The sequence below is a fragment of the Ruegeria halocynthiae genome, from assembly GCF_900106805.1.
Classification (GTDB): domain Bacteria; phylum Pseudomonadota; class Alphaproteobacteria; order Rhodobacterales; family Rhodobacteraceae; genus Ruegeria; species Ruegeria halocynthiae.
Genome location: NZ_FNNP01000001.1, coordinates 371747 through 396530 on the forward strand (window position 1 = coordinate 371747; position 24784 = coordinate 396530).

Annotated in this window: 28 protein-coding genes; 23 read left to right on the forward strand and 5 right to left on the reverse strand. The window is 59.4% G+C overall.

Translation table 11 applies throughout. The annotated features are described in order from the left end of the window. Nucleotides 1-72 precede the first annotated feature (72 nt). The 4 genes from BLU89_RS01930 to mltG all read left to right on the forward strand — a co-directional run bounded on the left by BLU89_RS01930 (nucleotide 73) and on the right by mltG (nucleotide 4108). The gene (locus BLU89_RS01930; RefSeq protein ID WP_074734024.1) at nucleotides 73-612 is read left to right on the forward strand and encodes a GNAT family N-acetyltransferase; all 540 of its coding nucleotides are present in this window, start codon (nucleotides 73-75) and stop codon (nucleotides 610-612) included. 123 nt (nucleotides 613-735) lie between these two features. Next, nucleotides 736-1479 (forward strand): 1-(5-phosphoribosyl)-5-[(5-phosphoribosylamino)methylideneamino]imidazole-4-carboxamide isomerase, encoded by a 744-nt coding sequence (locus BLU89_RS01935; RefSeq protein ID WP_074734025.1) that lies wholly within the window; start codon nucleotides 736-738, stop codon nucleotides 1477-1479. A 206-nt stretch (nucleotides 1480-1685) separates the two neighbouring features. Continuing rightward, the gene (fabF, locus tag BLU89_RS01940) at nucleotides 1686-2951 is read left to right on the forward strand and encodes a beta-ketoacyl-ACP synthase II (RefSeq protein ID WP_074734027.1); all 1266 of its coding nucleotides are present in this window, start codon (nucleotides 1686-1688) and stop codon (nucleotides 2949-2951) included. Next, nucleotides 2951-4108 carry an endolytic transglycosylase MltG gene (gene mltG, locus BLU89_RS01945; protein WP_074734028.1) on the forward strand — a complete coding sequence of 386 codons (1158 nt, stop codon included), beginning with the start codon at nucleotides 2951-2953 and terminating at the stop codon, nucleotides 4106-4108. The genes fabF and mltG overlap by 1 nt, the downstream gene beginning before the upstream one ends. Before the next feature lie 113 nt (nucleotides 4109-4221). Here mltG and BLU89_RS01950 read toward each other — a convergent pair whose 3' ends face one another. Together BLU89_RS01950 and BLU89_RS01955 are read right to left on the reverse strand one after the other, a co-directional pair. Beyond that, entirely contained in the window at nucleotides 4222-5481 is a 1260-nt protein-coding gene (locus BLU89_RS01950) for a DEAD/DEAH box helicase (RefSeq protein ID WP_074736301.1), read from the reverse strand. Nucleotides 5482-5804: 323 nt separating this feature from the next. Next, entirely contained in the window at nucleotides 5805-6344 is a 540-nt protein-coding gene (locus BLU89_RS01955; protein WP_074734030.1) for a winged helix-turn-helix transcriptional regulator, read from the reverse strand. Between the two features lie 40 nt (nucleotides 6345-6384). Between BLU89_RS01955 and BLU89_RS01960 the strand changes: the two genes are divergently transcribed. Then, the gene (locus tag BLU89_RS01960) at nucleotides 6385-6762 is read left to right on the forward strand and encodes a VOC family protein (RefSeq protein WP_074734031.1); all 378 of its coding nucleotides are present in this window, start codon (nucleotides 6385-6387) and stop codon (nucleotides 6760-6762) included. Between the two features lie 452 nt (nucleotides 6763-7214). After that, complete coding sequence (locus tag BLU89_RS01970) at nucleotides 7215-8585, forward strand: DNA-packaging protein (RefSeq protein ID WP_176797677.1); 1371 nt, start codon at nucleotides 7215-7217, stop codon at nucleotides 8583-8585. 60 nt (nucleotides 8586-8645) lie between these two features. On the opposite strand, the gene BLU89_RS01975 is transcribed toward BLU89_RS01970, so the two are convergent. After that, nucleotides 8646-9143 carry a hypothetical protein gene (locus BLU89_RS01975; protein ID WP_143030507.1) on the reverse strand — a complete coding sequence of 166 codons (498 nt, stop codon included), beginning with the start codon at nucleotides 9141-9143 and terminating at the stop codon, nucleotides 8646-8648. Nucleotides 9144-9663: 520 nt separating this feature from the next. On the opposite strand from BLU89_RS01975, the gene BLU89_RS01985 reads away from it, so the two are divergent. The 16 genes from BLU89_RS01985 to BLU89_RS02060 all read left to right on the forward strand — a co-directional run bounded on the left by BLU89_RS01985 (nucleotide 9664) and on the right by BLU89_RS02060 (nucleotide 22199). Next, nucleotides 9664-10827 (forward strand): phage portal protein, encoded by a 1164-nt coding sequence (locus tag BLU89_RS01985; RefSeq protein ID WP_074734038.1) that lies wholly within the window; start codon nucleotides 9664-9666, stop codon nucleotides 10825-10827. Further along, complete coding sequence (locus BLU89_RS01990) at nucleotides 10820-11038, forward strand: GTA head formation protein, RCAP_rcc01685 family (protein ID WP_074734039.1); 219 nt, start codon at nucleotides 10820-10822, stop codon at nucleotides 11036-11038. Before BLU89_RS01985 ends, BLU89_RS01990 begins: the two co-directional genes overlap by 8 nt. 26 nt (nucleotides 11039-11064) lie before the next feature. Then, nucleotides 11065-11610 carry an HK97 family phage prohead protease gene (locus BLU89_RS01995; protein WP_176797647.1) on the forward strand — a complete coding sequence of 182 codons (546 nt, stop codon included), beginning with the start codon at nucleotides 11065-11067 and terminating at the stop codon, nucleotides 11608-11610. 36 nt (nucleotides 11611-11646) lie between these two features. After that, on the forward strand, nucleotides 11647-12825 hold the full coding sequence (locus BLU89_RS02000) for a phage major capsid protein (protein WP_074736305.1): 1179 nt from the start codon (nucleotides 11647-11649) through the stop codon (nucleotides 12823-12825). 170 nt (nucleotides 12826-12995) lie between these two features. Then, nucleotides 12996-13595 (forward strand): head-tail connector protein, encoded by a 600-nt coding sequence (locus tag BLU89_RS02005; protein WP_074734042.1) that lies wholly within the window; start codon nucleotides 12996-12998, stop codon nucleotides 13593-13595. Next, entirely contained in the window at nucleotides 13592-13930 is a 339-nt protein-coding gene (locus tag BLU89_RS02010; protein ID WP_074734044.1) for a phage head closure protein, read from the forward strand. The genes BLU89_RS02005 and BLU89_RS02010 overlap by 4 nt, the downstream gene beginning before the upstream one ends. Then, nucleotides 13927-14340 carry a DUF3168 domain-containing protein gene (locus BLU89_RS02015; protein ID WP_074734045.1) on the forward strand — a complete coding sequence of 138 codons (414 nt, stop codon included), beginning with the start codon at nucleotides 13927-13929 and terminating at the stop codon, nucleotides 14338-14340. Before BLU89_RS02010 ends, BLU89_RS02015 begins: the two co-directional genes overlap by 4 nt. A gap of 20 nt (nucleotides 14341-14360) precedes the next feature. Continuing rightward, nucleotides 14361-14774: a phage major tail protein, TP901-1 family gene (locus BLU89_RS02020; protein WP_074734047.1), complete on the forward strand. Its 414-nt coding sequence runs from the start codon at nucleotides 14361-14363 to the stop codon at nucleotides 14772-14774. Then, nucleotides 14774-15091 (forward strand): gene transfer agent family protein, encoded by a 318-nt coding sequence (locus BLU89_RS02025; RefSeq protein WP_074734049.1) that lies wholly within the window; start codon nucleotides 14774-14776, stop codon nucleotides 15089-15091. Before BLU89_RS02020 ends, BLU89_RS02025 begins: the two co-directional genes overlap by 1 nt. After that, nucleotides 15088-15297: a rcc01693 family protein gene (locus tag BLU89_RS02030; protein WP_074734051.1), complete on the forward strand. Its 210-nt coding sequence runs from the start codon at nucleotides 15088-15090 to the stop codon at nucleotides 15295-15297. The genes BLU89_RS02025 and BLU89_RS02030 overlap by 4 nt, the downstream gene beginning before the upstream one ends. Continuing rightward, nucleotides 15284-15946 (forward strand): phage tail tape measure protein, encoded by a 663-nt coding sequence (locus BLU89_RS02035; protein ID WP_074734053.1) that lies wholly within the window; start codon nucleotides 15284-15286, stop codon nucleotides 15944-15946. Before BLU89_RS02030 ends, BLU89_RS02035 begins: the two co-directional genes overlap by 14 nt. 12 nt (nucleotides 15947-15958) lie before the next feature. Further along, nucleotides 15959-16591: a DUF2460 domain-containing protein gene (locus tag BLU89_RS02040; protein ID WP_074734055.1), complete on the forward strand. Its 633-nt coding sequence runs from the start codon at nucleotides 15959-15961 to the stop codon at nucleotides 16589-16591. After that, nucleotides 16591-17475, forward strand: a complete 885-nt coding sequence (locus BLU89_RS02045) for a DUF2163 domain-containing protein (RefSeq protein WP_074734057.1) — start codon at nucleotides 16591-16593, stop codon at nucleotides 17473-17475. The genes BLU89_RS02040 and BLU89_RS02045 overlap by 1 nt, the downstream gene beginning before the upstream one ends. After that, on the forward strand, nucleotides 17475-17915 hold the full coding sequence (locus BLU89_RS02050; protein ID WP_074734059.1) for an NlpC/P60 family protein: 441 nt from the start codon (nucleotides 17475-17477) through the stop codon (nucleotides 17913-17915). The genes BLU89_RS02045 and BLU89_RS02050 overlap by 1 nt, the downstream gene beginning before the upstream one ends. Then, nucleotides 17915-21895, forward strand: a complete 3981-nt coding sequence (locus tag BLU89_RS02055) for a baseplate multidomain protein megatron (RefSeq protein ID WP_074734061.1) — start codon at nucleotides 17915-17917, stop codon at nucleotides 21893-21895. The genes BLU89_RS02050 and BLU89_RS02055 overlap by 1 nt, the downstream gene beginning before the upstream one ends. A gap of 7 nt (nucleotides 21896-21902) precedes the next feature. Beyond that, a complete protein-coding gene (locus tag BLU89_RS02060; RefSeq protein WP_083347665.1) occupies nucleotides 21903-22199 on the forward strand; it encodes a DUF7742 family protein in 297 nt (98 codons plus the stop codon). Here the strand turns inward: BLU89_RS02060 and BLU89_RS02065 are convergent. Then, nucleotides 22180-22518, reverse strand: a complete 339-nt coding sequence (locus BLU89_RS02065; RefSeq protein WP_074734065.1) for a TraR/DksA family transcriptional regulator — start codon at nucleotides 22516-22518, stop codon at nucleotides 22180-22182. The two genes, BLU89_RS02060 and BLU89_RS02065, sit on opposite strands and share 20 nt — an antisense overlap. A gap of 86 nt (nucleotides 22519-22604) precedes the next feature. Here BLU89_RS02065 and cysE point away from each other — a divergent pair, with 86 nt between their 5' ends. Next, nucleotides 22605-23414, forward strand: coding sequence for a serine O-acetyltransferase (cysE, locus tag BLU89_RS02070; protein ID WP_074734067.1), 810 nt, complete (start codon nucleotides 22605-22607; stop codon nucleotides 23412-23414). A gap of 68 nt (nucleotides 23415-23482) precedes the next feature. Here the strand turns inward: cysE and BLU89_RS02075 are convergent, their stop codons facing one another. Then, nucleotides 23483-24784 carry a pyruvate dehydrogenase complex dihydrolipoamide acetyltransferase gene (locus BLU89_RS02075; RefSeq protein WP_074734068.1) on the reverse strand — a complete coding sequence of 434 codons (1302 nt, stop codon included), beginning with the start codon at nucleotides 24782-24784 and terminating at the stop codon, nucleotides 23483-23485.

Genomic DNA, 24784 nt, shown 5'->3' on the forward strand with positions numbered 1-24784 from the left:
ATTCGCGCTTGCTTTGAGGAGATTGTACTTTGCACTCTGAAATCTGAGGCAAATTTTCGAGCGGGCAAGGGCATGATAAGATCCACCCCGATGATAAACACGGCGCGTCTGACCTTGTGTGCGATGCGCCCCGAGGACTTCAACCGGTTCGCCGAGATTTGGCGTGATCCCGTAGTTGTACGTCACATCGGCGGCACCCCAAAGACACGCGGCGAGGCATGGGATTCGTTTCTGCGCAACGCCGGGCATTGGCAGATGGCCGGATTCGGCCAATGGGGTGTGATGCTGCAATCGAATCGCACACTGATAGGGCAGGCCGGGTTTTTCTATGGCAACCGAGGGCTTGGAGAGGACTTCGACGGCTTTCCCGAGGCCGGTTGGGTTCTGGCCCCTGAAATGCAGGGGCAGGGGTACGGGCACGAGGCCGCCCAGGCTGCACATGACTGGTTTGACAGAGTTATTCCCGGGCCACTGGTCGCACTGATCGATGCCGATCATACTGCATCACAGAGATTGGCTGAAAAGCTTGGATACAAGTTGCTGCGTGAGGCCGAGTATTGTGAGACCCGGGTTCATCTGTTTCTTCGAAATGGGCCTCCGGCACGGGTGTGAAACGCATTCATTACATGGATGCCGCAAACGGCATTTACTGTGCCGATCCCGGGAAATGATGGGCGGGTCGGTGGCGATATGGTATCGTGGAATTGCCATTTGAGTGAGCGGAGGAGAAGGCTCATGAGAATTTACCCCACGATGGAATTGCAGAACTGTCGCTGTGTTACGCTGGACAAAGGGCGTCTGGACGATGCGATGATCTGGCATGTGAATCCGGTAGAAACAGCACGCAGCTGGTCTGCGGCTGGTGCAACATGGATGCAACTGACGGATTTTGATGCGATCGAAGGTCGCGACACCAATTCCGAACTGGTCGAAGAGATTATCCGAACTGCCGAGATGTCTGTGCAGTTGGCGGGCGGTATGCGAACCCGCGAGCAGGTCGAATACTGGATCAACAAGGGTGCGGGTCGAATCGTCATCGGAACGTTGGCGGCCTGGGATCCGAATCTGGTGAAAGAACTGGCCAAGTTGTATCCAGACCAGATCGTGCTTGCGGTGGATGTATGGCAGGGGCAGGTGATGACCGAAGGGTGGCGTAGTCAAAGCGCCTTTACTCCGGAAGCATTCATTGAAGCGTTTGCAGATGCACCGTTTGCCGCAATTCTGGTCACCGATATCGATAGTGACATGGAAGATGTCGAGGCGCAGCTGGGTCTGATCTCGGGTCTGGCAGAGAAGTCACGCACGCCGATCATTGCAAGCGGTGTGGTACGCAGCGCTGATGATATCTCGCGTCTCGTATATATCCCGAATATTTCGGGTGCGATCGTAGGCCGGGCGCTGTTCCGCAAGACCGTCGATTTGGCCGAAGCTCTGGACGTTGCAAAATCGGCGCATGAGCCGGTCGCTGAATTCCAGTAGTCGCCGTACATAAGAAAACCCGCCATTTCCGCACTGAGGAATGGGCGGGTTTTTTGCTGCGGGGGCGATTCTTATGGGTTTGGCAGAGTATTAGAATGGGTCATGGCAACATGATGCCGGTTCAGATTACGCCGTTGCTCTTGCCCCCGCACCCCGGGCCGGGGTATGAGCGGTTCTCATAACAGGAAGCAGGCAAGAGGCACTTCATGCGCAGAGTCGTTGTAACCGGTCTTGGATTGGTCACTCCTTTGGCCAGTGGGGTTGAAGAAACATGGTCGCGGCTGCTGGACGGTGAGTCCGGTGCAGGCCCGATTACACATTTCGACGCCGAGGCAAGCGGGGTCACTACGACCTATGCCTGCGAAGTTCCGCGCGGAGATGGCACCAACGGGACGTTCAATCCCGACGATTGGATGCCACCAAAGGAACAGCGCAAGATCGAGGATTTTATCCTTTATTCGATCGCTGCGGCCGAGATGGCCTGCAAAGATGCAGGCTGGCTGCCCGAGGATGAAGAAGACCGTCTGCGCACGGGCGTTCTGATCGGGTCCGGTATTGGCGGCCTTGGGTCCATTGCCAATACGGCCAATCTGATCCGCGACAAAGGCCCGCGCCGGGTTTCCCCATTCTTTATTCCCGGTGCTTTGATCAACCTTGCTTCGGGGCAGGTGTCGATCCGCCATGGGTTCAAGGGGCCGAACCATTCGGTTGTGACCGCGTGTTCGACCGGTGCTCACGCGATTGGTGACGCCAGCCGCATCATCCGGGCCGGAGACGCAGACGTGATGATCGCGGGCGGCGGAGAGGGCTGCATCTGCGAAATCGGTATCGCTGGTTTCAATGCCTGTAAGGCGCTGTCGACCAAGTATGCAGATGATCCGAAAAAGGCGAGCCGCCCCTATGACATTGATCGTGATGGTTTTGTCATGGGTGAGGGCGCGGGTATCGTGGTTCTTGAGGATTACGAACACGCCAAAGCACGTGGCGCCAAGATTTACGCTGAAGTGCTCGGCTATGGCATGTCAGGTGACGCCTATCATATCACCGCTCCGTCCGAGAATGGCGACGGGGCCGAACGTTCGATGAAGGCAGCGCTGCGTAGCGCTGACCTTGAGCCGAAAGATCTGGACTACATTAACGCACATGGCACTTCGACCATGGCGGATACGATTGAGCTGGGCGCGGTTGAGCGTCTGTTGGGCGATCATGCCAACAAAGCGACCATGACCTCGACCAAATCGGCCACTGGTCACCTGTTGGGTGCTGCAGGGGCGATTGAAGCAATCTTCTCGATTCTGGCGATCCGTGATCAGGTTGCACCGCCCACTATCAACTTGGACAACCCGGCGGTTGAAACGTCGATCGATCTGGCCCCGAATGCCAAGCGTGAGCGTGAGATCAATGTAGCCTTGTCGAACTCGTTTGGCTTTGGCGGCACTAATGCAAGTGTGATCTTCGGAAAGGTCAGCTAATGTGGCGCGCACTCGCTTCGAACGCGCTGACTATTCTGATCGTCGGCCTGTTCCTGATGGGCGGTGTCGTCTTGTGGGGACAGTCGCAATATAAGTCCGGAGGTCCTCTGGAAACTGCGATCTGCCTGCAGGTCAAGCCCGGCTCCAACATGACGCGTGTTAGTCGCAATCTGGAAGATCAGGGGGCGATCAGCAGCGGTTTGATCTTCCGGTTGGCAGCAGATTACGCGGACAAGTCTCAGCAGTTGAAAGCGGGTAGTTTTCTGGTGCGTGAAGGATCGTCGATGGAGCAGATCGTCGACGAGATCACCAGCAGCGGAGCCAGCACTTGTGGGACCGAGATCGAATACCGCATCGGCGTGACCCGGACTCAGACCCGTGTGCGCGAGCTTGATCCGGCGACATTGGATTTTGTTGAGGTCGCAGCATTCGAGCTGGGCGAGGGTGAAATTCCTGAAGTATATGACGAGAAACGAGGTGAGGCTGATACGCGCTATCGAATTTCTTTGGCCGAAGGTGTCACTAGCTGGCAAATCGTGGAGGCGCTGAAATCAATCGAGCTGCTGACCGGTGATGTCGCGGAATTACCTGCCGAGGGGATGTTGGCCCCGGACAGCTACGAAGTGATCCCGGGTGCGGATCGGAATGCCGTTCTGGAAGATATGAAGGAAAAGCAGCAGCTTAGAATCAATGCAGCTTGGGAAGGCCGTCAGGAAGGATTGCCTCTGAACAGCCCTGAAGAGATGCTGATACTTGCGTCAATCATCGAAAAAGAAACCGGTTTGCCGGCAGAGCGCGGTCAGGTGGCCAGCGTTTTTGTCAACCGGCTGAATCAGGGTATGAAACTGCAGACAGACCCAACCGTAATCTATGGCGTCACCAAGGGGCAGGGCACCTTGGGTCGTGGTTTGCGGCGGAGCGAATTGCGTCGTGTGACGCCGTGGAACACCTATGTCATCGACGGGCTGCCGCCCACACCGATCGCCAACCCGGGATTTGCGAGCCTTGAGGCCGCGGTGTCACCGGACGACACTGACTTTGTGTTCTTTGTTGCTGATGGGACCGGTGGTCATGCCTTCGCCGAAACCTTGCAGGAGCACAATCGCAACGTTGCAAAGTGGCGCGAGATCGAGGCTGAGCGGAATTCGGGAAACTGATCTGATCGTCTGAGTTGTACAGGTTTAGAACGGCGTTTTGTCTGACTTGTACAACTTGGATTTCCAACCTTAACAAAGTAGCGGCCCGGTCAATCGACCGGGCCGTTTCATGTTCAGGCCGCTTTGGCGCGACGCGGGCGGCGGCGTTTCTGGCCGCCCGGTTTGGGCGCACCGGAATGCTGAGGTTTCGGGCCACGACGATTGTTGTTCTGACGGCGCGCGGGCTTCTTGGGTGCGATGGCTTCGGGCATCACACCACTGGCCACCGGAATCTCGGTCTTCATCAGCTTCTGGATCTGACGCAGCAGATCAACTTCTTCAGCTGAACAGAAAGCGATGGCCTCACCCTCACGGCCCGCACGGGCCGTACGTCCGATACGGTGGACATAGTTGTCAGGCACTTCGGGCAGGTCGTAGTTGATCACGTAAGCCACACCGGGAATGTCGATGCCGCGCGCGGCAACATCGGTGGCGACGAGAACGTTGATCTCGCCCGCGCGAAACGCCTTGATGGCACGGTCGCGTTGGCCCTGGCTTTTGTTGCCATGGATCGAGGCTGCGTTGAAACCATCTGCGACGAGGCCTTTCATCAATTTCTCGGCCCCGTGCTTGGTGCGGGAAAACACCAGCGTCAGCGCGTCCATATCAGCTGAGAGGATCTCGCGTAGTTTGCTGGGTTTCGCAGGCTTTTCAACGAAATGGATCGATTGCGTGACCTTGTCCGCTGCTTTGCCGGGAGGCGAGACCTGAACCCGTTGTGGGTTTGTGAGGTAGGCGCGGCTGAGCTCTTCCATCTGTTTGGGCATAGTGGCCGAGAACAGCATGGTCTGACGCGGGGTGCCCAGTTCCGGTGCGATGCGGCGCAGCGCGTGGATGAACCCCATGTCCAGCATCTGGTCGGCCTCGTCCAGAACCAGATGCTTGACCGAACTCAGATCAACAGCGCGGCGATCCATCAGATCGATCAGGCGACCCGGAGTGGCTACCAGAATGTCGGTGCCGCGCGACAGGAACATGATCTGTTTGTTGATCGACTGGCCGCCCACAACGGTGGCGACGCGCAGTCTGGTGTTCTTGGTGAGGTTGCGCAGGCTGTCGGCAATCTGGTTGACCAGTTCGCGGGTGGGCGCAAGGATAAGTGATTTCGCCATTTTGGGCGCGGGTTTGCCGGGCTGGGCCAGCAGGTGGTCGATCAGCGGCAGGCCGAAGGCAAGTGTTTTGCCGGTGCCGGTCTGGGCGAGACCAAGAATGTCGTGACCGTTCAGTGCCAATGGAATGGCCTGATTCTGGATCGGAGTAGGTTGGGTGAATTTCGCGTCTTTCAGTGCGTCGTTCAGGGCTGGCGCAAGGCCAAGCATATCGAAGTCGAACAAATAATATTCCTTTGTAATCCGCAGGATTGCCAGCGGACGAGTCGGTACTGGCCACGCGATGCGCGTAGCCGGCAAGGGTTGTGCGAGACCTCGGGACGTGCAGGCGTTTCCTGCGGCGTCTGGCCGTCGCGTCAAGAACCCTGCGTGAATGGGAACTATGGGATTGATAGGGCGCTGTGGGGCTAAGGCAGCCCGCCAATGCTCACGCTTCAGCGCTGTTTGAGGGGCACATGCGGGTTGAGAGGCAAAATGTCAAGCTTAGTGTTGCCGTTTCTGTCTTGAGCAAAGCATGGCTTCTGATTGGTAAGTGGCGGCTGGGGGCCTTAAAAAACTGTCAGACCGACCGCCTGATTGATCGCGAAACCGGTTCTCACTGCCCGATAAGTCGGAAAAGGCATCCGCCCGGTGGTTTTAATGTCACGCTGAATCCAGTCCCGATCCTCCAGCTGTTGTAGAGAAGAAGACAAAGCCCGGTCTGTGATTGTCACCAGATCCGCCCTGATGGCGGAAAAGCGATATGGCGCACCGGTGAGCGCCAGGATCGGCACGGTCCATGTTTTTCGTATGAGCCTGAATTCGCTATCATTGGGTACTGCGTTGACGATGGCGCTGGCCATCTTCGCGGCTTGAGTCCCGGCAGAAGTCAATCTGAATTCCGGGCGTAGCGGATGACCATGGCCCGGATTCCGCTCGATCAGTCCAAGCTGCAGAAGATGATCGAGACTTGCCGCAAAGGCAGTTCTGCCTGCGCTGGTGGCGGATAGCAAAGGTGCCTGCCGACCCGCAATACCAGAATGCAGCAGGGCGAGTATGTTCAATGACCATGCGCGTGAAGTCAGCTTGACAAGTAGATTGATGTCCATAAAGTATAGTAACTATAAATTATACCGAAAGGGAAGATTGATGCCGCTCGTTTCACTAAAAAATACCATTACGTTTGCGATTTCAGTTCGGGATCGCCATGCAAGCGCGGATTGGTACAGCGCCAAGTTGGGGTTTGAGCTGACCCATCACATAGACGAGGCGGGTTGGAGCGAGATGCGCACCAATGTGGAAGGCGTGACACTGGGTCTGGGTGAACAGGCTGAGCCTGTACCGGGCAATTGCGTTCCGGTGTTTGAGGTCGCCGATATCGCCTCGGCGCGCGGCGCTTTGGAGGCCGACGGGGTGGCATTCGACGGTGCCACTGAAACGGTCGAAGGGATGGTCAGCACGGCCACTTTCTATGATCCGGATAGAAATGCGCTGATGCTGGCGCAAGACCTGACGGGTGGTAACTAAGAGCATCCGGCAACCAATTGTTAACCACCACCGTACGCTCTCTGTTGCGTAGGTGTTGCGTAACACATTGACTTTGCGAACTTAATCACGTATAACTTGTGTCATGCTAGAAGAAGTGGGCAACGGCCCCGGGGCGACCCGGTGGCCGTTTTTCGTTTCTCTCGTGCGGAAAAACTCACGCATGAGGTCACAGGCAAACATGACTTTGATTACCCCGGAAGAGCGGATTTCCCAGACGGCTGACTTGTTGGTGTCGCTTGAGAGGTCCATTCGCGATCTGCGCAATGCAGCGGAAGAACTGCGAAAACAGATCGGTGCCGGGGAGGATGCAGACCTTGCCGGAACAGGCAAGCAACTTGGACAGCTAGAGGGGCTGATCCGAAGTTGCCAGAAAGTGGAGACAAGCTTTGTCGAACAACATCACAGACAAGCCGGAATTGCCCAAGGGGGTTATGCGCTCGACCTTGATCGGGCACGATCTGAGATCGGGTGCAGGCTGGCTCGCCTCCGCGCCTGCTGCGGTGCAGGATAGATTTCTGAGTGAGATCGGGGAGGGGGGGCTGTGTGCCCTCCCTTTCCTGTTCGAGTTCTGGGCTCTGCCGCATCAACTGCCGCCCGAGGGGGACTGGCGGTCATGGGTGATCATGGGCGGGCGCGGGGCTGGTAAGACGCGCGCCGGGGCCGAATGGGTGCGGTCTGTGGTAGAAGGGTCTTTGCCGCTGGATAAGGGTGAGGCGTGTCGCGTGGCTTTGGTCGGTGAGACATTCGATCAAGTGCGCGATGTGATGATCTTTGGCGATAGCGGGATTTTGCAGTGTTCACCGCCGGATCGTCGGCCTGTGTGGAAAGCATCAGAACGGAAACTGGTCTGGCCCAACGGGGCCGAGGCGCAGGCGTTTTCGGCGCATGATCCCGAGGGGTTACGCGGGCCGCAGTTCGATGCGGCCTGGGTGGATGAACTGGCCAAATGGAAGAAGGCGGGCGAGACCTGGGATATGTTGCAATTTGCTTTGCGATTGGGGGATCGGCCTCGGGTCTGTGTGACCACGACGCCGCGCAATGTGAAGGTTTTGAAGGATTTGCTGGCGTCGCCGTCCACCGTGCAGACCCATGCGCCGACCGAAGCGAACCGGGCAAATCTGGCGGGCTCCTTCTTGGAAGAGGTGCGCACACGCTATGCAGGCACGCGGCTGGGGCGGCAGGAGCTGGACGGAGTGCTGCTGTCGGATGCCGAGGGGGCGTTGTGGACAGGTTCGATGCTGGAGGCGGCGCGCTGTGCGCAGGTGCCCGCGTTGGATCGCATCGTCGTGGCGCTGGACCCGGCGGTGACGGCGGGGGCGGATGCGGATGCCTGCGGGATCGTGGTCGTGGGCGCGCGGTTGCAGGGGCCGCCTGAGGAGTGGCGCGCCTATGTGCTGGCCGACCGGACGGTGCAAGGCGTTGGCCCGGCGGGCTGGGCGCAGGCGGCGATTGACGCGATGGATGAGTTTGGGGCCGAGCGGTTGGTTGCCGAGGTCAATCAGGGTGGGCAACTGGTGGAAGAGGTCGTGCGGCAGGTGGACCCTTTGGTGCCTTATCGGGCGGTGCGGGCCTCACGCGGAAAGGTGGCGCGGGCCGAGCCTGTGGCGGCGTTGTACGAGCAGGGGCGGGTGGCGCATCTGGCCGGGCTGGGCGCGCTGGAAGAACAGATGTGCCAGATGACCGCGCGGGGGTTCGAGGGGCAGGGCTCGCCCGACCGGGTCGACGCGCTGGTCTGGGCGCTGCATGAGTTGGTTGTGGGGCCAGCGGGGGCGTATCGGCGGCCTCGGGTGCGGAGTTTGTGAGGATCATTAACGAACGTCACAGCGCCACCAAAGATTCGAAGTCCAATATATAGACCGCAGCTATCCGATAAAGGCGCAGTACTGCGTTTGATAATGTTGAAGTAATACCAGAAGGCGATGAGGTTGCTCAACGTCCTGCAATTCTTGCATCCCAAACAAGTAGAGCTTCACAGGAGAAAACTCCATGGAACCGTAAAGATCTCCGGTTCCATATGGAGTAGGAGTGTACGGTTTGATAAACCTAAACACTATCTCTCCCCACTGAACACCCTCCGTGAAACTGACTATACCCCAATCCGCGCTGTCCGGATCACTGGGATCTGGTAGTACAGTTTTTGTGAGATCAAAAGTGATGCCATGAGTTCGTATGCCTTGTGTCGTCGTTTCTTCATTCTCGGCAGTCAGATTGCAGCCGTCTAATTTGATATATTGCCGGAAACGAATTTCGGGGAACCAAACGCGATTGCCAATTTTGTTTCCTCCTTGAACCTGTCGTGTTTCGGAAAATTTTTTGATCTTTTGAGCAAGCGATGATTGCACGTCTTCGGCAAGCGCCATGTTGCAATTCAAGGCCAACAGAGAAATTAGGAGTGAGGCCATTCTGACGTGATTAATCATCAAAGACTCAGATCCTTATAAACGTTTGCAAAAGCGCGGAACTTTCGAATATGGCCCTCAATTGACATCAGCGCGCCAAGTTGTAAAGGGTTTGGAGTGTGCAATCTGAGGGTGCTGGAAATGTCCTACAGAAAAACCTATTTTTTACTTGTTACTTTGGTGCTCCTTGGGTGTTTCGGCGCGCTTTGGTACTTTGATCAGCCCGGCTTCACTGGGAAGCACAGAATGGGAACTTTGCTGGCTACAGCATTGGTAATCGCAGGTCTAACAAGGCATTACTTTGTAGGCATGCGAGACGACGACTAGCATCGGCGGTTAAGCCTTTGGTGCTCTGAGCATTTCTTTGACGGATGTCGACCCGTTGCCTACCCTCCGTACGCCCCATTCCCGAGGCTTAAACTTCTTTGCGTCATAACTCCTTTCAACAAGCCGGGCAGAGCGGCGGCAGAAAGGAGCACAGATGGTATTCGATTTCTTGCGTCGTGGATCGGCTGAGGCAGCACCCGAGGCAAAGGCGAGCGCGGCGGGGCCTGTGGTGGCGTGGCAGACGGGCGGGCGCGTGGCGTGGAGCCCCAGGGATGCGGTGTCGCTGACGCGGACGGGGTTTTCGGGAAACCCGGTGGGGTTCCGCTCGGTCAAGTTGATTGCTGAGGCGGCGGCGGCACTGCCTTTGGTGCTGCAGGATCAGGCGCAGCGCTTTGATGTGCATCCGATCCTGAGCCTCATGCGCCGTCCGAATGCGGCGCAGGGGCGGGCGGAGTTGATGGAGGCGCTGTTCGGGCAGCTGCTGCTGTCGGGCAATGCCTATGTTGAGGCTGTACAGGCTGAAGAAGGCTTGCCGGTTGAGCTGCACGTTTTGCGCTCGGACCGGATGAGCGTGGTGCCAGGGGCGGATGGGTGGCCCAAAGCGTATGACTACGCGGTCGGCGGCAAGAAGCACCGGTTTGCGGCGGAAAACATCTGTCATATCAAATCGTTCCACCCGCAGGATGATCATTATGGGTTCTCGCCGATGCAGGCGGCGGCGATGGCGATTGATGTGCATAACAGCGCGTCTCGGTGGTCGAAATCGTTGCTGGACAATGCGGCGCGGCCTTCGGGGGCGCTTGTCTGGAAGGGCGGTAATGGCCATGGGGTGATGGCCGAGGATCAATTCCGGCGCCTTTCGGACGAGATTGAGCAGAACTATCGCGGGGCGCGCAATGCTGGTCGTCCGATGGTTCTGGAAGGAGGGCTGGATTGGAAGCCGATGGGTTTCTCGCCCTCTGACATGGAGTTTCAAAAGACCAAGGAAGCCGCCGCCCGCGAGATCGCGCTGGCCTTTGGGGTCCCGCCGATGCTGCTGGGGATACAAGGCGACGCGACCTATTCGAACTATCAGGAGGCCAACCGGGCGTTCTATCGCCTGACCGTGCTGCCCCTGGTGACGCGGGTGGCGGCGGCGGTGTCGGATTGGCTGGCGGGGTTCTCGGGTGAGGATCTGGTGTTGAAACCCGATCTGGATCAGGTGCCTGCGCTGTCAGCGGAGCGGGACGCGCAATGGGCACGGGTCAATGGGGCTGATTTCCTGAGCGATGCCGAGAAGCGTGCATTGCTGGGGCTGCCGGAGCGTGCCGATGGGTGACGGGTATCCTCCGTTCGAGTGTGCGCCCGGCCTGCGTCTGGCCGCGCATGAACGGGTGGCCGAGATTCAGCATGCGCATTTGTGCAGGCGGTTGGATCAAATCGAAGAGATGATGGAGCGGCTGGAAAAGCGGTTATGGCTGACGGTCTACGGCGTTGTGGCGGTGATCCTGGCGCAGGCGTTTCAGTCTCTGCTGGTGGTAACGCCATGAGTTCAGTGAGTTACATGGAGAAGTTCATGGATTTAGAACATAAGTTTGCGCGGTTTGGCGATGGCCTTTCCGTGTCCGAGGATGCGGTGATCGAAGGCTATGCCAGCCTGTTTGGGCAGGTCGATCAGGGCAGCGATGTGGTGCAACGCGGGGCGTATCAAAGCTCGCTTGACGGGCTCGCCAAGGCGGGTCAGCGGGTCAAGATGCTGTGGCAGCATGATCCGGCGCAGCCCATCGGCGTCTGGGACGAGGTGCGTGAGGACGACAAGGGCCTGTGGGTCAAGGGGCGTCTGCTGGAGAGCACGCAGAAGGGTCGTGAGGCGGCCGAGCTGATCCGGGCGGGTGCGATGGATGGCCTGTCGATCGGCTATCGCACCAAACGGGCCGTGAAGAACGATAAGGGCCAGCGGGTCCTGACCGAACTGGAGCTGTGGGAGGTGTCGTTGGTGACCTTCCCGATGCTGCCCAGTGCGCGGGTGGCGGCGAAGGGGAGCGACCCCGAGGCCGAGAACACCTGGCGCAGTATTGCCGAGGTGTTCAACGATGCCCGGCAGGAGCTGGCGCGAACCTAGCGCGCCTCAAACCCCACCGAAAAACAGGACATGCTGATGAGCAAGACCGAGAGCCCGGCCTTGACCGGAGAGGGTGCGCCCCTGGTTCAGGAGGTGAAGCAGGCGATGGCTGGCTTCGTTAATGAATTCAAGGGCCTGAAGGCTAAAGTTAAAACCAATATGAAACAGACAGAAGAGCGACTGACTATGCTGGATCGTAAATCAACCATCGCGGCACGTCCGCATCTTGCGGCATCTATCGAAGACGGCGCGCCGCACCAGAAGGCCTTTGACGCATATGTGCGTTGCGGTGATGATGACGCGCTGCGTGGCCTAGAGGTGGAAACCAAATCGCTTTCCAGCGCGGTCAACAGCGATGGCGGCTATCTGGTCGATCCGCAAACCGCCGAGATGGTCAAGTCAGTTCTGAATTCGACGGCTTCGATCCGTTCGATTGCGTCGGTGGTGAATGTCGAGGCGAACTCGTTCGACGTGTTAATCGACCACACTGATGTTGGCGCGGGTTGGGCGGATGAAAATTCGGCCACGGCGGAGACCGCAACCCCGTCGATTGATCGTATCTCAATCCCGCTGCACGAGTTGAGCGCGCTGCCGAAAGCCTCGCAACGTCTGCTGGATGACAGTGCGTTTGACGTCGAGGGCTGGCTGGCCGGTCGTATTGCCGACAAGTTCGCCCGCGCCGAGGCGGCCGCGTTCATCAATGGGGATGGCGTGGACAAACCAAAGGGTATCATGAACCACCGTGCGATGGAAAATGACAGCTGGGGGTGGGACAGCCTGGGCTATATCGCAACCGGCATTGACGGTGGCGTCGAAGCTGACGCGATTGTCGACGTGGTCTATGCGCTGGGGGCGCAGTACCGGGTGAACGGCACCTTCGTGATGAACTCGAAAACCGCCGGTCTGATCCGCAAGCTGAAGGACAGCGATGGCCGCTTCCTGTGGTCGGATGGTCTGGCCGCGGGTGAGCCTGCGCGTCTGATGGGATATCCGGTGCTGATTGCCGAGGACATGCCGGATGCGGCGACTGACAGCTTCTCAATCGCGTTTGGTGATTTCCAGTCGGGCTACACCATTGCCGAGCGTCCCGATCTGCGCGTATTGCGCGATCCGTTCAGCGCCAAGCCGCACGTCCTGTTCTACGCGACCAAGCGCGTGGGCGGCGATGTGAGCGATTTTGCTGCAATCAAACTGCTGAAATTCGGCACTGCCTAAGCGGTGACGAATCCGGGGGGCCATTGGCCCTTCTGACGGCGGGCGCGGGCCGGGGTGAGATCCCCTGCGTTGTCTAGCTGCTCCCCTCCGTCCGAGCAACGTGGGGCGGCGCGTGCCCGTCATTTTCCTGAAGTTGGCCCCGGAAGGGTCCGAGATTGCGGAGAGTATGGATGATGTTGATCGAAGAAACCGCCATCGCGGATGCGGCGCTGCCGGTGGATCAGTTCAAGGCGCATTTGCGGCTGGGCACGGGGTTTGCCCAAGGCAATGTGCAGGACGAGGTGCTAAATAGCTTTTTGCGCGCGGCCATCGCAGCGATCGAGGCGCGCACAGGCAAGGTGTTGATCGAGCGGGATTTCTCGTGGGACCTGAATGGCTGGCGTGATCCGGCTGGTGAAGTACTGCCCGTGTCTCCGGTGGTTGCGGCTGCCTCGGTCACACTGACCGATGCGTTGGGGACCGAAACCGTTTTGGATGCCGCGACCTATCGATTGGAGCGTGACACGCAACGGCCTCGGTTGCGTCCGGCGGGGGCCTGCTTGCCAATGGTGCAGAAAGGCGGATCGGTGAAGATCGTCTTCACGGCCGGAATGGCTGTGGATTGGGGCGGCTTGCCTGCTGATCTTGGGCAGGCGGTGCTGCTGTTGGCGGCGCATTACTATGAATATCGCGATGAGACGGCGCTGGGTGCGGGGTGCATGCCCTTTGGCGTGACCAGCCTGATCCAGCGCTATCGCACGGTGCGCTTCGGCGCAGGGGTGATGCAATGAGCGCGCCGCGATTGAACCGCAAGCTGGTGCTGGAGGCTCCGGTCCGCAGCGCCGATGGCGCGGGGGGTTATACCGAGACCTGGGCCGCGCTGGGAACGCTTTGGGCCGAAGTCACGGCGCGCAGCGGGTCGGAACGCGCAGTGGGCGGTGCCTCGGTCTCGCGTGTCGGTTATCGCATCGTGGTGCGGGGTGCACCCGAGGGATCTTCGATGCGACCCGCGCCGGATCAGCGGTTCCGCGAGGGCGCGCGTCGGTTTGTAATTCGCGCCGTGGCTGAACGCGACCCGCGTGGCCAGTACCTGACCTGTTTTGCGGATGAAGAGGTGGCGGCATGAGCTATGGCGTTTCAGCCGCATTGCAGGCGGCGGTGTTCCAACAGCTTTCCGGCGACGCGCAGGTCAGCACGCTTTCAGGCGGTGCGATCTATGACGCGGTGCCTGCGGGGACGGTACCGCAGACCTATGTGACGCTGGGCCCGGAGGAGGTGCGTGATGCCTCTGACCGGTCCGGCGCGGGGGCGGTGCATCGGTTCACGGTCTCCATCGTCTCAGAAGCGGCGGGTTTTGGTGCGGCCAAGACACTGGCCGGGGCGGTGTGTGACGCACTGGAAGGGGCGGCGCTGTCCTTGGACCGGGGTCATCTGGTGGGGCTGTGGTTCGAACGTGCACGCGCCAGACGCACCGGAACCGGCGGTGCGATCCGCCAGATCGATCTGAAGTTCCGCGCCCGCGTGGAAGACGACTAAGCAATCAACGGAGAGAGCATATGGCTGCCCAGAACGGAAAAGACCTGTTGGTCAAAGTGGATATGAACGGCACCGGTCTGTTCGAGACCATCGCGGGCCTGCGCGCCACGCGGATCAGTTTCAATGCGGAAAGCGTGGATGTGACCAGCCTGGAAAGTCAGGGCGGGTGGCGTGAACTGCTGTCGGGGGCGGGGGTGAAATCCGCCGCGATCTCGGGCTCGGGCGTGTTCAAGGATGCGGGCACGGATGAGCGTGCGCGTCAGCTGTTCTTTGACGGTGAGACGCCCGGATTTCAGGTGATCATCCCGGAATTCGGCATCGTTGAAGGCCCATTTCAGGTGAGCAGCATCGAATATGCGGGCTCGCATAACGGTGAGGCGACCTATGAGATGAGCATGGCAAGCGCCGGTGCGCTGAGCTTTACAGCGCTCTGATGGCCAATCCGTGGACGGGCGAGGTGGCATTGACCATCGATGGGGAGCGGCGGGTGCTCAAGCTGACTTTTGGTGCTTTGGCGGAATTGGAGCAGGAATTGCAGGCCGGGTCTCTGGTGGAGTTGGTGCAGCGGTTTGAGGGCGGGGCCTATTCCAGCGGTGATGTGCTGGCGCTGATCGTGGCTGGTCTGCGAGGCGGTGGAGCTGACGTCACGCGCGCCGACCTGCTGCGTGCGGAAATCGAAGGCGGGCCGATGGCCGGGGCCAAGGCCGCCGCAGAGTTGCTGGCGCGCGCCTTCATGGTGCCGGGGCAGTGAGCGGGTTCGACTGGCCCGTCCTGATGCGGGCCGGGTTCCTCGGCTTGCGTCTGACGCCCGAGCAGTTCTGGCGTCTTACCCCCGCCGAGCTGCGACTGATGCTGGGGCAGGGCGCTGGGATGCCAGCGATGAACCGGGCGGGGCTGGATGCGCTGCAGGCGGCCTATCCGGACAAGGAACAAGGAGAGCGTGATGACGGATCGTGAAGGATTTGACGACCTGCAGGAGCGGGGGGAGGCGCTGGGTGATGCGCTGGGGGACGCCGCGACCATGGCCTCGGCGTTTGATGGTCAGATGCGGCGGATCAAGGCTGCGTTTGAAGAGACCGGAAAGGATGTGGCCACGCTGGAGCGCGGCATGTCCGGCGGTCTGCGCAAGGCGTTTGATGGCGTGGTGCTGGATGGGATGAACCTGTCGGGGGCGCTGGACGTGCTGAAGAGTTCGATGATCCGTACGGCTTATACTGCGGCGATCAAGCCGGTGACGGATCATTTCGGCGGGATGCTGGCAAATGGGGTTGGCGGTCTGGTGCAGGGGATTCTGCCGTTTGCGGATGGCGGCAGTTTTTCGCAAGGGCGCGTGATGCCGTTTGCCAATGGCGGCGTGGTCAGCAGCCCGACCATGTTCCCGATGCGAGGCGGCACCGGGTTGATGGGTGAGGCGGGTCCCGAGGCGATCATGCCGCTGGCGCGTGGCGCGGATGGCAAGCTGGGTGTTCGAACGCAGGGCGGTGGCCGGGCGGTCAACGTGGTGATGAATATCTCGACGCCCGATGTGCAGGGGTTCCGCCGCTCGCAGGGCCAGATCGCGGCGCAGATGAGCCGAGCCTTGGGTCGCGGCAATCGGAACAGATAAGGGGAGCAGGTGATGAATTTCCACGAGGTGAGATTTCCCGCCAGCCTGAGCTTTGGCTCGGTCGGGGGACCGGAACGGCGCACGGATATCGTGACGCTGGCCAACGGGTTTGAAGAACGCAACACGCCTTGGGCGCATTCGCGCAGGCGCTATGACGCGGGGCTGGGGATGCGGTCTTTGGATGATGTTGAAACGCTGATCTCGTTCTTCGAGGCGCGGCAGGGCCAGATGTTTGGGTTCCGCTGGAAAGACTGGTCGGATTTTAAATCCGGTGCGGCCTCGGTCGAGGTGGACAAGGGCGATCAGGTGATTGCGCGCGGGGATGGCGAAACGACCTCGTTTCAGTTGGTCAAGACCTATAGCTCGGGTGGTTTCAGCTATGTCAGACCTATTCTGAAACCAGTATTGGGGACCGTAAAGCTGGGTTTGGATCAGGACGCGCAGCGCGAGGGCGTGGACTTTGAGGTCGATCTTGTGACCGGGCGCGTGACCCTTACCACACCACCGCCCGAGCAGGTCGAGATCACCGCCGGGTTTGAGTTTGACGTGCCGGTACGGTTCGACACCGACAAGATCCAGACGAGTGTCGCCAGTTTTCAGGCCGGAGATGTCCCGAACGTGCCGGTGGTCGAGGTGCGGGTCTGATGAACGGAGCCAGACAAGCGCTGCAGGCGCATTTGCAGAGTGGATTGACCACGACATGCCGCTGCTGGGCGATCACACGCAGCGACGGACAGACCTTTGGTTTCACCGATCACGATATGGAGTTGAGTTTTGACGGGCTGGCGTTCAAGGCCAGCACCGGACTGACAGCAGCAGCAATCGAACAGGCAACCGGCCTGTCGATCGACAACACCGAGGCAATGGGTGCGTTGTCTGATGCCTCGGTCCGGGAAGAAGACATAGAGGCCGGCCGCTTTGACGGCGCAGAGGTGCGGGCCTGGTTGGTCAACTGGGCTGATGCTGCGCAGCGGATGCTGCAGTTTCGCGGCTCGATCGGAGAACTGCGTCGCGCAGGTGGGGCATTTCACGCGGAATTGCGTGGGCTGACCGACTTGCTGAACCGGCCATTGGGGCGGATTTATCAGAAGCCCTGTACGGCTGTGCTGGGGGATGGTGCGTGCCGTTTTGCCTTGGATACGCCTGGCTATCGTGCCGAGGCTGAAATTGATGCGCTGGACGGGGAGGTCCTGCGTTTGCGAGGTGCTGAGAGCTCTGACGGGGGGTGGTTCGAGCGGGACAGGTTGGATGTGCTGGACGGTGCCGCACAAGGCCTTTGGGCTTCGATCAAGCTGGATGAACAGGTCAAAGATGGGCGCAATGTCACGCTGTGGTCGTCGATTGGCGGCGGGCTGGCAGTAGGAGATCGAGTCCAACTGACCGCGGGTTGCGACAAACGCATGACCACCTGTCGGTTGAAATTCAATAACATGCTGAATTTTCAAGGTTTCCCCGATCTGCCGCACGAGGACTGGGTTATGGCTGTTCCCAAGCGCAGCAGCCAACACAAAGGGGGGAGCAGGCGGTGATGCGGACAAAGCAAGATATCGTAAAAGAAGCGCGGGCATGGCTGGGTACGCCCTACGTGCATCAGGCGTCGGTGTGTGGTGCAGGTGCCGATTGCCTTGGCCTGCTGCGGGGCGTTTGGCGCAGCGTGATGGGGCATGAGCCCGAAGCGGTGCCGGTCTACAGCATGGACTGGTCAGAACCACAGGGCGAGGAACGCATGTGGGCTGCTGCCCGCCGTCATCTGATTGAGAAATCACCCGAGAAGATGGCCAAGGGGGACGTGCTGTTGTTCCGGATGCGGGATGCGGCAGTTGCCAAACATCTGGGCATCGTCAGTGCCCGGGACCCAATGCGGTTCATCCACGCCTATACCGGGCATGGCGTTGTCGAAAACACGCTGAGCGAACCGTGGCGTCGCCGCGTTGTTGCCTGTTTCGAATTCCCGCTGGAGGACCTCTGATGGCTACTATACTTCTGTCTGCCGCCGGTGCGGCAATTGGTGGCTCGATCGGCGGTTCGGTCGCAGGTCTGTCGACAGCGGTGATTGGACGCGCGGTAGGGGCGACGCTAGGGCGCGTGATCGACAACCGCTTGATGGCGAGCCAATCAGTGATGGGTGGCGGCAGCGAAGTGGTCGAGACCGGACGTTTGGATCGCTTTCGCCTGACTGAAACCGGCGAAGGAGCACCGGTTTCGACGGTGTTTGGCCGAATGCGGGTTGGAGGTCAGGTCATCTGGGCCTCGGATTTTCTGGAAACCCGATCTACCTCGACTTCGACGCAAACCTCGGGCGGAGGTGGAAGCGGCAAGGGGAAGCCAAAACCTGTTGAGGTCACGACGACAACAACAACGCACAGCTACAGCTATTCGGTGTCTCTGGCGATTGCTGTCGGCGCGGGCGCGGTTGCTGACATCACGCGCATCTGGGCGGATGGCGAGGAGGTTGAGCGCAGAACCTTGAACATGCGGATATATCGTGGCGATCACGAGCAACTACCTGATCCTTTGATCGAAGCGGTTGAGGGCGCAGGTACGGTTCCTGCCTATCGTGGCACTGCCTATGTGGTAATCGAAGATCTTGCGCTGGCCCCGTATGGTAATCGCGTACCTCAATTCTCGTTCGAAGTGGTGCGACAGGAGCAGGACGCCATGCCGGATGCCGATGATGCGCTGTCGCGGATCATCAAGGGCGTAGCGCTGATGCCGGGGACGGGCGAGTACGCGCTGGCCTCAACTCAGGTGAATTACACCAAAGGTCGAGGTCGCAGCTGGGCGGCGAATGTTAATTCACCTTCGGGAAGGTCCGATCTTGTGACCTCGACCCGGGCGCTTGATAAAGAATTGCCGGGTTGCGAGGCGGCCTCGTTGATCGTGTCGTGGTTTGGTGATGATCTGCGCTGCGCCGAGTGCCAGATCCGCCCAAAGGTCGAGCGCAAAAATATCGAGGGCAAGAACATGCCCTGGAGTGTTTCGGGCTTGTCCCGTGCGGCGGCAGGGCAGGTGAAATGGGAGGATGGGCGCCCGGTCTATGGCGGCACCCCGGCTGACGCGGCAGTGGTGCAGGCGATCCGGCATCTGACGAGTTCTGGCAAGCGTGTCATGTTCTATCCGTTCATCCTGATGGAGCAATCAGAAGGTAACGGCCTGCCTGATCCTTGGTCTGGTGCAAGCGATCAACCGCATCTGCCGTGGCGGGGGCGGATTACGCTGAGTGTGGCTCCGGGGCGGTCGGGGTCACCGGATCAGAGCGCGGATGCGGATGCACAGGTGGCGGCGTTCTTTGGAACTGCGCGCGCATCGCATTTTTCTGTTGGCAGCGGAACGGTGTCTTATAGCGGCCCCAATGAATGGGGATTGAGGCGCTTTATTTTGCATTACGCGGCCTTGTGCAAAGCGGCGGGCGGTGTGGATTCGTTCTGTATCGGGTCGGAAATGCGCGGTCTGACGCAAATCCGCGGGGCATCGGGTTTCGTGGCGGTTGCGGAATTGCGGTCTCTGGCTGCCGAAGTGCGTGCGATTTTAGGACCAGAGATCAAGATCGGATACGCCGCCGACTGGACCGAATATTTCGGGTATCAGCCGCAGGATGGCAGCGGTGATCGGTACTTCCATCTCGACCCGCTTTGGGCGGATGAGAATATCGATTTCATCGGCATCGATAATTACATGCCGCTGTCGGATTGGCGTGACGGGGAAGCTCATCTTGATATCGAAACCTCGAACGGTTCGATCTATGATCTGGACTATCTGCGCGGCAATATCGAAGGCGGCGAGGGTTATGACTGGTACTATGCCTCACCCGAGGAAGCCGAGGCGCAGATCAGAAGTCCGATCACCGATTATGCCCATGATGAACCATGGGTGTGGCGCTACAAGGATGTGCGCAACTGGTGGACAAACCGACATCACGAGAGGATCGGAGGGGTGCGGCAGCAAACGCCCACGGACTGGGTGCCGGGGGCCAAGCCGATCTGGTTCACCGAACTGGGCTGTGCGGCCATCGACAAGGGTACGAACCAGCCGAACAAGTTTCTGGATCCGAAATCGTCAGAATCAGATTTACCCAGCTATTCCAACGGTGTGCGGGACGATTTTATCATGATTCAATACCTCAGAGCAGTTCTGGGGTATTGGGGTGATCCGCAGATCAACCCAGTGTCGGATATCTATGATGGTCCGATGGTTGACCTGTCGAACGCCTTTGTCTGGGCGTGGGACGCACGTCCGTTCCCGACATTTCCCAATCTGCGTTCGCAATGGTCTGACGGAGATAACTATGCGCGCGGGCATTGGTTGAACGGACGGTCCGGGTCGCGGACCCTGGCCTCGGTTGTGACAGAGATCTGCCATGAGGCAGGCGTGACAGCGATTGATGTCTCCGAGCTCTATGGTGTGGTGCGGGGTTATGCGGTCGAGGACGTGATGAATGCGCGACAGGCGTTGCAACCGCTGATGCTGCGCTATGGGTTTGATGCAATCGAACGGGATGGGGTGTTGGTGTTCAGAACCCGCGATGGGCGTCAAGCGCATGATCTGGATCCTGAACAGATTGCGATCAGTTCGGATATCGACGGGACGGTGGAACACCGTCGCGAGGCTGAGGCAGAGATGACCGGACGTGTCCGATTACGATTTGTCCAGTCGGATGCGGACCATGATGTGGTCGCTGAAGAAGTCGTCTTGCCAGACGACAGAACCCACGCGGTTGCGGTTAATGAAATGCCGTTGTCGATGACCCGCGCCGAAGGGCGTCAGACGGTCGAGCGCTGGCTGAGCGAATCCCGGATCTCGCGCGAGACGGCCCGGTTTGCGCTGCCACCGTCGCTGTTGAATGTCGGGGCAGGAGACGTGGTGCGTCTGCCCGATGCCGGGAACGGAACGCTGTATCGGATCGACCGGCTGGAACAGGCTGAGATGCAGCTGGCGGATGCGGTGCGGATTGAGCCCGGCGTCTACACGCCATCCGAAGTGCAGGATGACGTGGCAGCGGCCAAGCCGTTTATCGCTCCGGTGCCGGTTCTGCCGGTGTTTATGGATCTGCCGCTGATCACCGGATCCGAAGCGCCCCATGCGCCGTATCTGGCGATTTCGGCTGAGCCCTGGCCCGGAAGCGTGGCCGTATATTCGGCGGCACAGGATGAGGACTACACGCTGCATCAGGTGATCGCGGGGCAGGCTGTGATTGGTTTCACCGAAACCCCGCTGCGGCGCACCGGAGCTGGCCTTTGGGACGAAGGCGCCGCATTGCGGGTCAATCTGATCGATGGAGTGTTGGAGTCGCGCGCCCGCTCAGCACTTCTGAGTGGTGCCAATCTGGCCGCGATTGGTGACGGAACGCCAGGCAATTGGGAAGTGTTTCAGTTTTCTGAGGCGACTTTGCAGGAGGCTGGCATATACAACCTGTCGGGTCGATTGCGTGGGCAGCTGGGGACAGATGCATTGATGCCCGATGTTTGGCCTGAAGGGTCAATATTTGTGCTGCTGGATGAAAGAGTCTATCAGACTGGGCTGCTGCGCACCGAACGCCGCGTGGCCAAGCATTACCGCATCGGCCCCGCAACGCGAGGTTATGAGGATCCGGCTTATGTGCATATGGTCGAAGCCTTCGATGGAAACGGGCTGAGGCCCTATGCGCCAGCGCACCTGCGAGTTTTTGCGTCGGCTGTTGGTGACGACATTTCATGGGTGCGTCGGACGCGATTGGATGGCGAAGACTGGGGCGGGCTTGAGGTGCCGCTGGGGGAAGAAAGTGAATCCTACTTAATTCGCCTATTCTCCGAGGGTGCTTTGCTGCGCGAGACGATCACCAGCGCACCGAATTGGCAGTATTCCGCTGCGATGAAATCAGAGGATGGGTTGACGGGGGCCTACGACATCGCGGTCGCGCAGGTTTCAGCCTCCTTTGGGCCCGGTGCATTCGCCTGGCATTCGGTAGGCTAGGGCCATCGTGCGACCAATCCTGCACGGAGACATCAGCGCGGCGGCGCGGGCTTTGCTGGTCGCGCCGCCGCCCGAGCGCGATCTGCTGAGTGCCCGCATGATCGCCGAGGCCGAACTGGCCGATCAGCATGTCGCCCGGACAGGTCGGTTGCATCCTGTTTATGGAAACGGCTCGCTGATGGCGGCCGCGCGTTGTCGCCCTCTGGCAGATGAGCCCAATTTCGATGACCCGCAATATTGCCAGTGTTTCGAGATGGTTCTGCGCAAATTGATCCGATATCACATCAGCCGGACGCGCAGCTGACGCATTTGGAGGCGGCAAGGTCTAGTTCCAGCCGTCCTTGTGCAATCTCCTCACCACAATCTTCGCAATAGCCAAATTCATTCTCTTCCATCCGGATCAGCGCGGCCTGAAGTCGATGCTTTTCGGTGTCGCGCCGGACTTGCTGAGCCTTTGCCATCGCCTGATTTTGCAAGGCGTCCATCCGGCTGAGTCGTCCAACCGCCTGCTGATCCAGTTCCACTACCGATTGCGCCTCGTGACCAGCGGCTGACTGTGCGGCCAGATCGCTCAGGCGCTGGTGAATAAGCTGCCGGAAATGCTGCAATTCTGCTGAGTTCATTTTTTGTTGTTGTGCATATCAAGGGTTTGCGTTTGGTGTTTTTACCACTAGATGGCTATTCTAAGCGCAGTAAAGGATGAAAAGCCATGTTTGAAACGCGCAGCCAAGTGACACCTGTGGACCCGGTTTGGGATCGCATCACATCCGAGGCTCATGCCGCCGTCGAGACAGAGCCGCTGATGGGCGGGTTGGTGCACGCCTGTATCCTGCACCACCGCAGCCTGGAGAGGGCGTTGTCCTATCGTATCTCGGCTAAGCTTTGCTCGAACGAGATGTCGATGATGGTGCTACGCGAGATCGTGGATGAGGCCTATGCCGATGACAAGGCGTTGATCGAAGCCGCACGCGCCGACCTGATGGCCGTCTATGAACGCGATCCAGCGTGCCACCGTCTGTTGCAGCCGATCCTATACTTCAAAGGCTATCAGGCGATGCAGGCCTATCGTGTGGCCCATTGGCTATGGAACAAGGGACGGCATGATCTGGCCTATTTCCTTCAGATGCGATCATCCGAGATTTTCGGGATCGACGTCCATCCCGCAGCCCGGATCGGTAAAGGGATCATGATCGATCATGCACATTCCATTGTGATCGGTGAGACCGCAATTGTCGGTGATAATGTTTCAATGTTGCATTCGGTGACACTGGGCGGGACAGGCAAAGAAGAAGAACAGCGCCATCCCACGATTGGGGACGGCGTTCTGATCGGTGCCGGCGCCAAGGTTCTGGGCAATATCGAGGTTGGCCATTGCAGCCGTATCGCTGCCGGTTCAGTGGTTTTGCAAAAAGTGCCTCCTTGCACGACGGTTGCGGGCATTCCCGCTAAGATCGTTGGGGAAGCTGGGTGTGATCAACCTTCGATCTCAATGGATCATATGCTGGGCAAGGACCAGTAGTGTGATTGAATTAAGAAAGGCCGTCTTGAACAACAAGGCGGCCTTTTTCTGTTCCAGGTCGGTGTGGTTTAAGCCAACATGACCATTGGATTTTCCAGATTTTCGACAATGGCTTGCAATAACTGAGCGCCCAGAGCGCCGTCGATGACCCGGTGATCAACCGACATGGTGACGGACATGACGGTTGCGACCGTCAGCTCTCCGTCTTCACCCACGACGGGTTTCTTGATGCCTGTACCAACGGCCAAAATACCTGCGTGCGGCGGGTTCACGATAGCGTCGAAATTGTCGATGCCAAACATGCCGAGGTTCGAGACTGCAAACGTTCCCCCCTGATATTCATGCGGGGCCAGTTTACGCTCACGTGCGCGGCCAGCGAGGTCTTTCATCTCGGTCGACAAAGCAGACAGCGACTTGGTATCGGCATCTTGCAGAACCGGAGTGAACAATCCGCCCTCGATGGCGACGGCAACGGCCACATCCGAGGGTTTCAGTTGCAGCACCCGGTCGCCCGCCCAGACGGCGTTGCATTCGGGAACCTGTTGCAGTGCGTTGGCGACTGCCTTGATGATGAAGTCATTGACGCTGAGCTTCACACCCCGGCCTTCGAGTTGCTTGTTCAGCTGACTGCGGAACTTCAGTAGTGCGTCCAGCTTGATATCGCGGCGCAGGTAGAAATGCGGGATGGTCTGTTTGGCCTCGGACAGACGCGCGGCGATGATTTTGCGCATTCCGTCGAGTTTGACTTCTTCGTAGTCGCGACCCTCGTACATTTTGGCCACGGCGTCTGCCGATGGACCAGCTGGAGCGGTAGCGGGGGCGGGTACGGCCGCGGGCTGTACAGGTGCTATTGCCGGAGCGGTTGCAGAGGCGCCTTCAACATCTGCTTTGACGATACGGCCATGCGGGCCAGAACCTGCAATCTGTGTGAGATCGAGACCTTTCTGCGCGGCAGTACGACGGGCCAGAGGTGAGGCAAATATACGTCCTCCATCGGCCTTGGCAGGAGCTGCCGGAGCAGAGGCGGGCGCCTCGGATGCCGCTGGCGCGGCGACCTCGTTGCCCGCGGCGGCTGGTGCCGCCTCTGGCGCTTTGGCTGGCGTTGCCGCGATATCACCGGCGCTTTCGCCGTCTTCCAGCAGAACCGCGATGGCGGTGTTGACCTTGACGCTTTCGGTGCCTTCAGGGATCAGGATCTTGCCGATGGTGCCTTCGTCAACGGCTTCGAACTCCATCGTGGCCTTGTCGGTTTCAATCTCGGCCAGCAGGTCACCCGAAGAGACGGTATCGCCCTCTTTCACCAGCCATTTTGCAAGAGTGCCTTCCTCCATCGTCGGGGACAGGGCGGGCATCAGGATTTCGGTGGGCAT

What these genes read in the sequence shown, in the direction of transcription:
- BLU89_RS02045 (WP_074734057.1), top strand. Translation starts at nt 16,591, where the DNA reads ATGAACGGAGCCAGACAAGCGCTGCAGGCGCATTTGCAGAGTGGATTG.
- BLU89_RS02035 (WP_074734053.1), top strand. Translation starts at nt 15,284, where the DNA reads ATGACGGATCGTGAAGGATTTGACGACCTGCAGGAGCGGGGGGAGGCG.
- BLU89_RS01995 (WP_176797647.1), top strand. Translation starts at nt 11,065, where the DNA reads ATGGATTTAGAACATAAGTTTGCGCGGTTTGGCGATGGCCTTTCCGTG.
- BLU89_RS01935 (WP_074734025.1), top strand. Translation starts at nt 736, where the DNA reads ATGAGAATTTACCCCACGATGGAATTGCAGAACTGTCGCTGTGTTACG.
- BLU89_RS02055 (WP_074734061.1), top strand. Translation starts at nt 17,915, where the DNA reads ATGGCTACTATACTTCTGTCTGCCGCCGGTGCGGCAATTGGTGGCTCG.
- BLU89_RS01930 (WP_074734024.1), top strand. Translation starts at nt 73, where the DNA reads ATGATAAGATCCACCCCGATGATAAACACGGCGCGTCTGACCTTGTGT.
- fabF (WP_074734027.1), top strand. Translation starts at nt 1,686, where the DNA reads ATGCGCAGAGTCGTTGTAACCGGTCTTGGATTGGTCACTCCTTTGGCC.
- BLU89_RS02020 (WP_074734047.1), top strand. Translation starts at nt 14,361, where the DNA reads ATGGCTGCCCAGAACGGAAAAGACCTGTTGGTCAAAGTGGATATGAAC.
- BLU89_RS02040 (WP_074734055.1), top strand. Translation starts at nt 15,959, where the DNA reads ATGAATTTCCACGAGGTGAGATTTCCCGCCAGCCTGAGCTTTGGCTCG.
- BLU89_RS01990 (WP_074734039.1), top strand. Translation starts at nt 10,820, where the DNA reads ATGGGTGACGGGTATCCTCCGTTCGAGTGTGCGCCCGGCCTGCGTCTG.
- cysE (WP_074734067.1), top strand. Translation starts at nt 22,605, where the DNA reads ATGTTTGAAACGCGCAGCCAAGTGACACCTGTGGACCCGGTTTGGGAT.
- BLU89_RS02015 (WP_074734045.1), top strand. Translation starts at nt 13,927, where the DNA reads ATGAGCTATGGCGTTTCAGCCGCATTGCAGGCGGCGGTGTTCCAACAG.
- BLU89_RS02065 (WP_074734065.1), bottom strand. Translation starts at nt 22,518, where the DNA reads ATGAACTCAGCAGAATTGCAGCATTTCCGGCAGCTTATTCACCAGCGC.
- BLU89_RS02075 (WP_074734068.1), bottom strand. Translation starts at nt 24,784, where the DNA reads ATGCCCACCGAAATCCTGATGCCCGCCCTGTCCCCGACGATGGAGGAA.
- BLU89_RS02010 (WP_074734044.1), top strand. Translation starts at nt 13,592, where the DNA reads ATGAGCGCGCCGCGATTGAACCGCAAGCTGGTGCTGGAGGCTCCGGTC.
- BLU89_RS01985 (WP_074734038.1), top strand. Translation starts at nt 9,664, where the DNA reads ATGGTATTCGATTTCTTGCGTCGTGGATCGGCTGAGGCAGCACCCGAG.
- BLU89_RS01955 (WP_074734030.1), bottom strand. Translation starts at nt 6,344, where the DNA reads ATGGACATCAATCTACTTGTCAAGCTGACTTCACGCGCATGGTCATTG.
- BLU89_RS02025 (WP_074734049.1), top strand. Translation starts at nt 14,774, where the DNA reads ATGGCCAATCCGTGGACGGGCGAGGTGGCATTGACCATCGATGGGGAG.
- mltG (WP_074734028.1), top strand. Translation starts at nt 2,951, where the DNA reads ATGTGGCGCGCACTCGCTTCGAACGCGCTGACTATTCTGATCGTCGGC.
- BLU89_RS01975 (WP_143030507.1), bottom strand. Translation starts at nt 9,143, where the DNA reads ATGGCGCTTGCCGAAGACGTGCAATCATCGCTTGCTCAAAAGATCAAA.
- BLU89_RS02050 (WP_074734059.1), top strand. Translation starts at nt 17,475, where the DNA reads ATGCGGACAAAGCAAGATATCGTAAAAGAAGCGCGGGCATGGCTGGGT.
- BLU89_RS02005 (WP_074734042.1), top strand. Translation starts at nt 12,996, where the DNA reads ATGATGTTGATCGAAGAAACCGCCATCGCGGATGCGGCGCTGCCGGTG.
- BLU89_RS01960 (WP_074734031.1), top strand. Translation starts at nt 6,385, where the DNA reads ATGCCGCTCGTTTCACTAAAAAATACCATTACGTTTGCGATTTCAGTT.
- BLU89_RS02000 (WP_074736305.1), top strand. Translation starts at nt 11,647, where the DNA reads ATGAGCAAGACCGAGAGCCCGGCCTTGACCGGAGAGGGTGCGCCCCTG.
- BLU89_RS01970 (WP_176797677.1), top strand. Translation starts at nt 7,215, where the DNA reads ATGCGCTCGACCTTGATCGGGCACGATCTGAGATCGGGTGCAGGCTGG.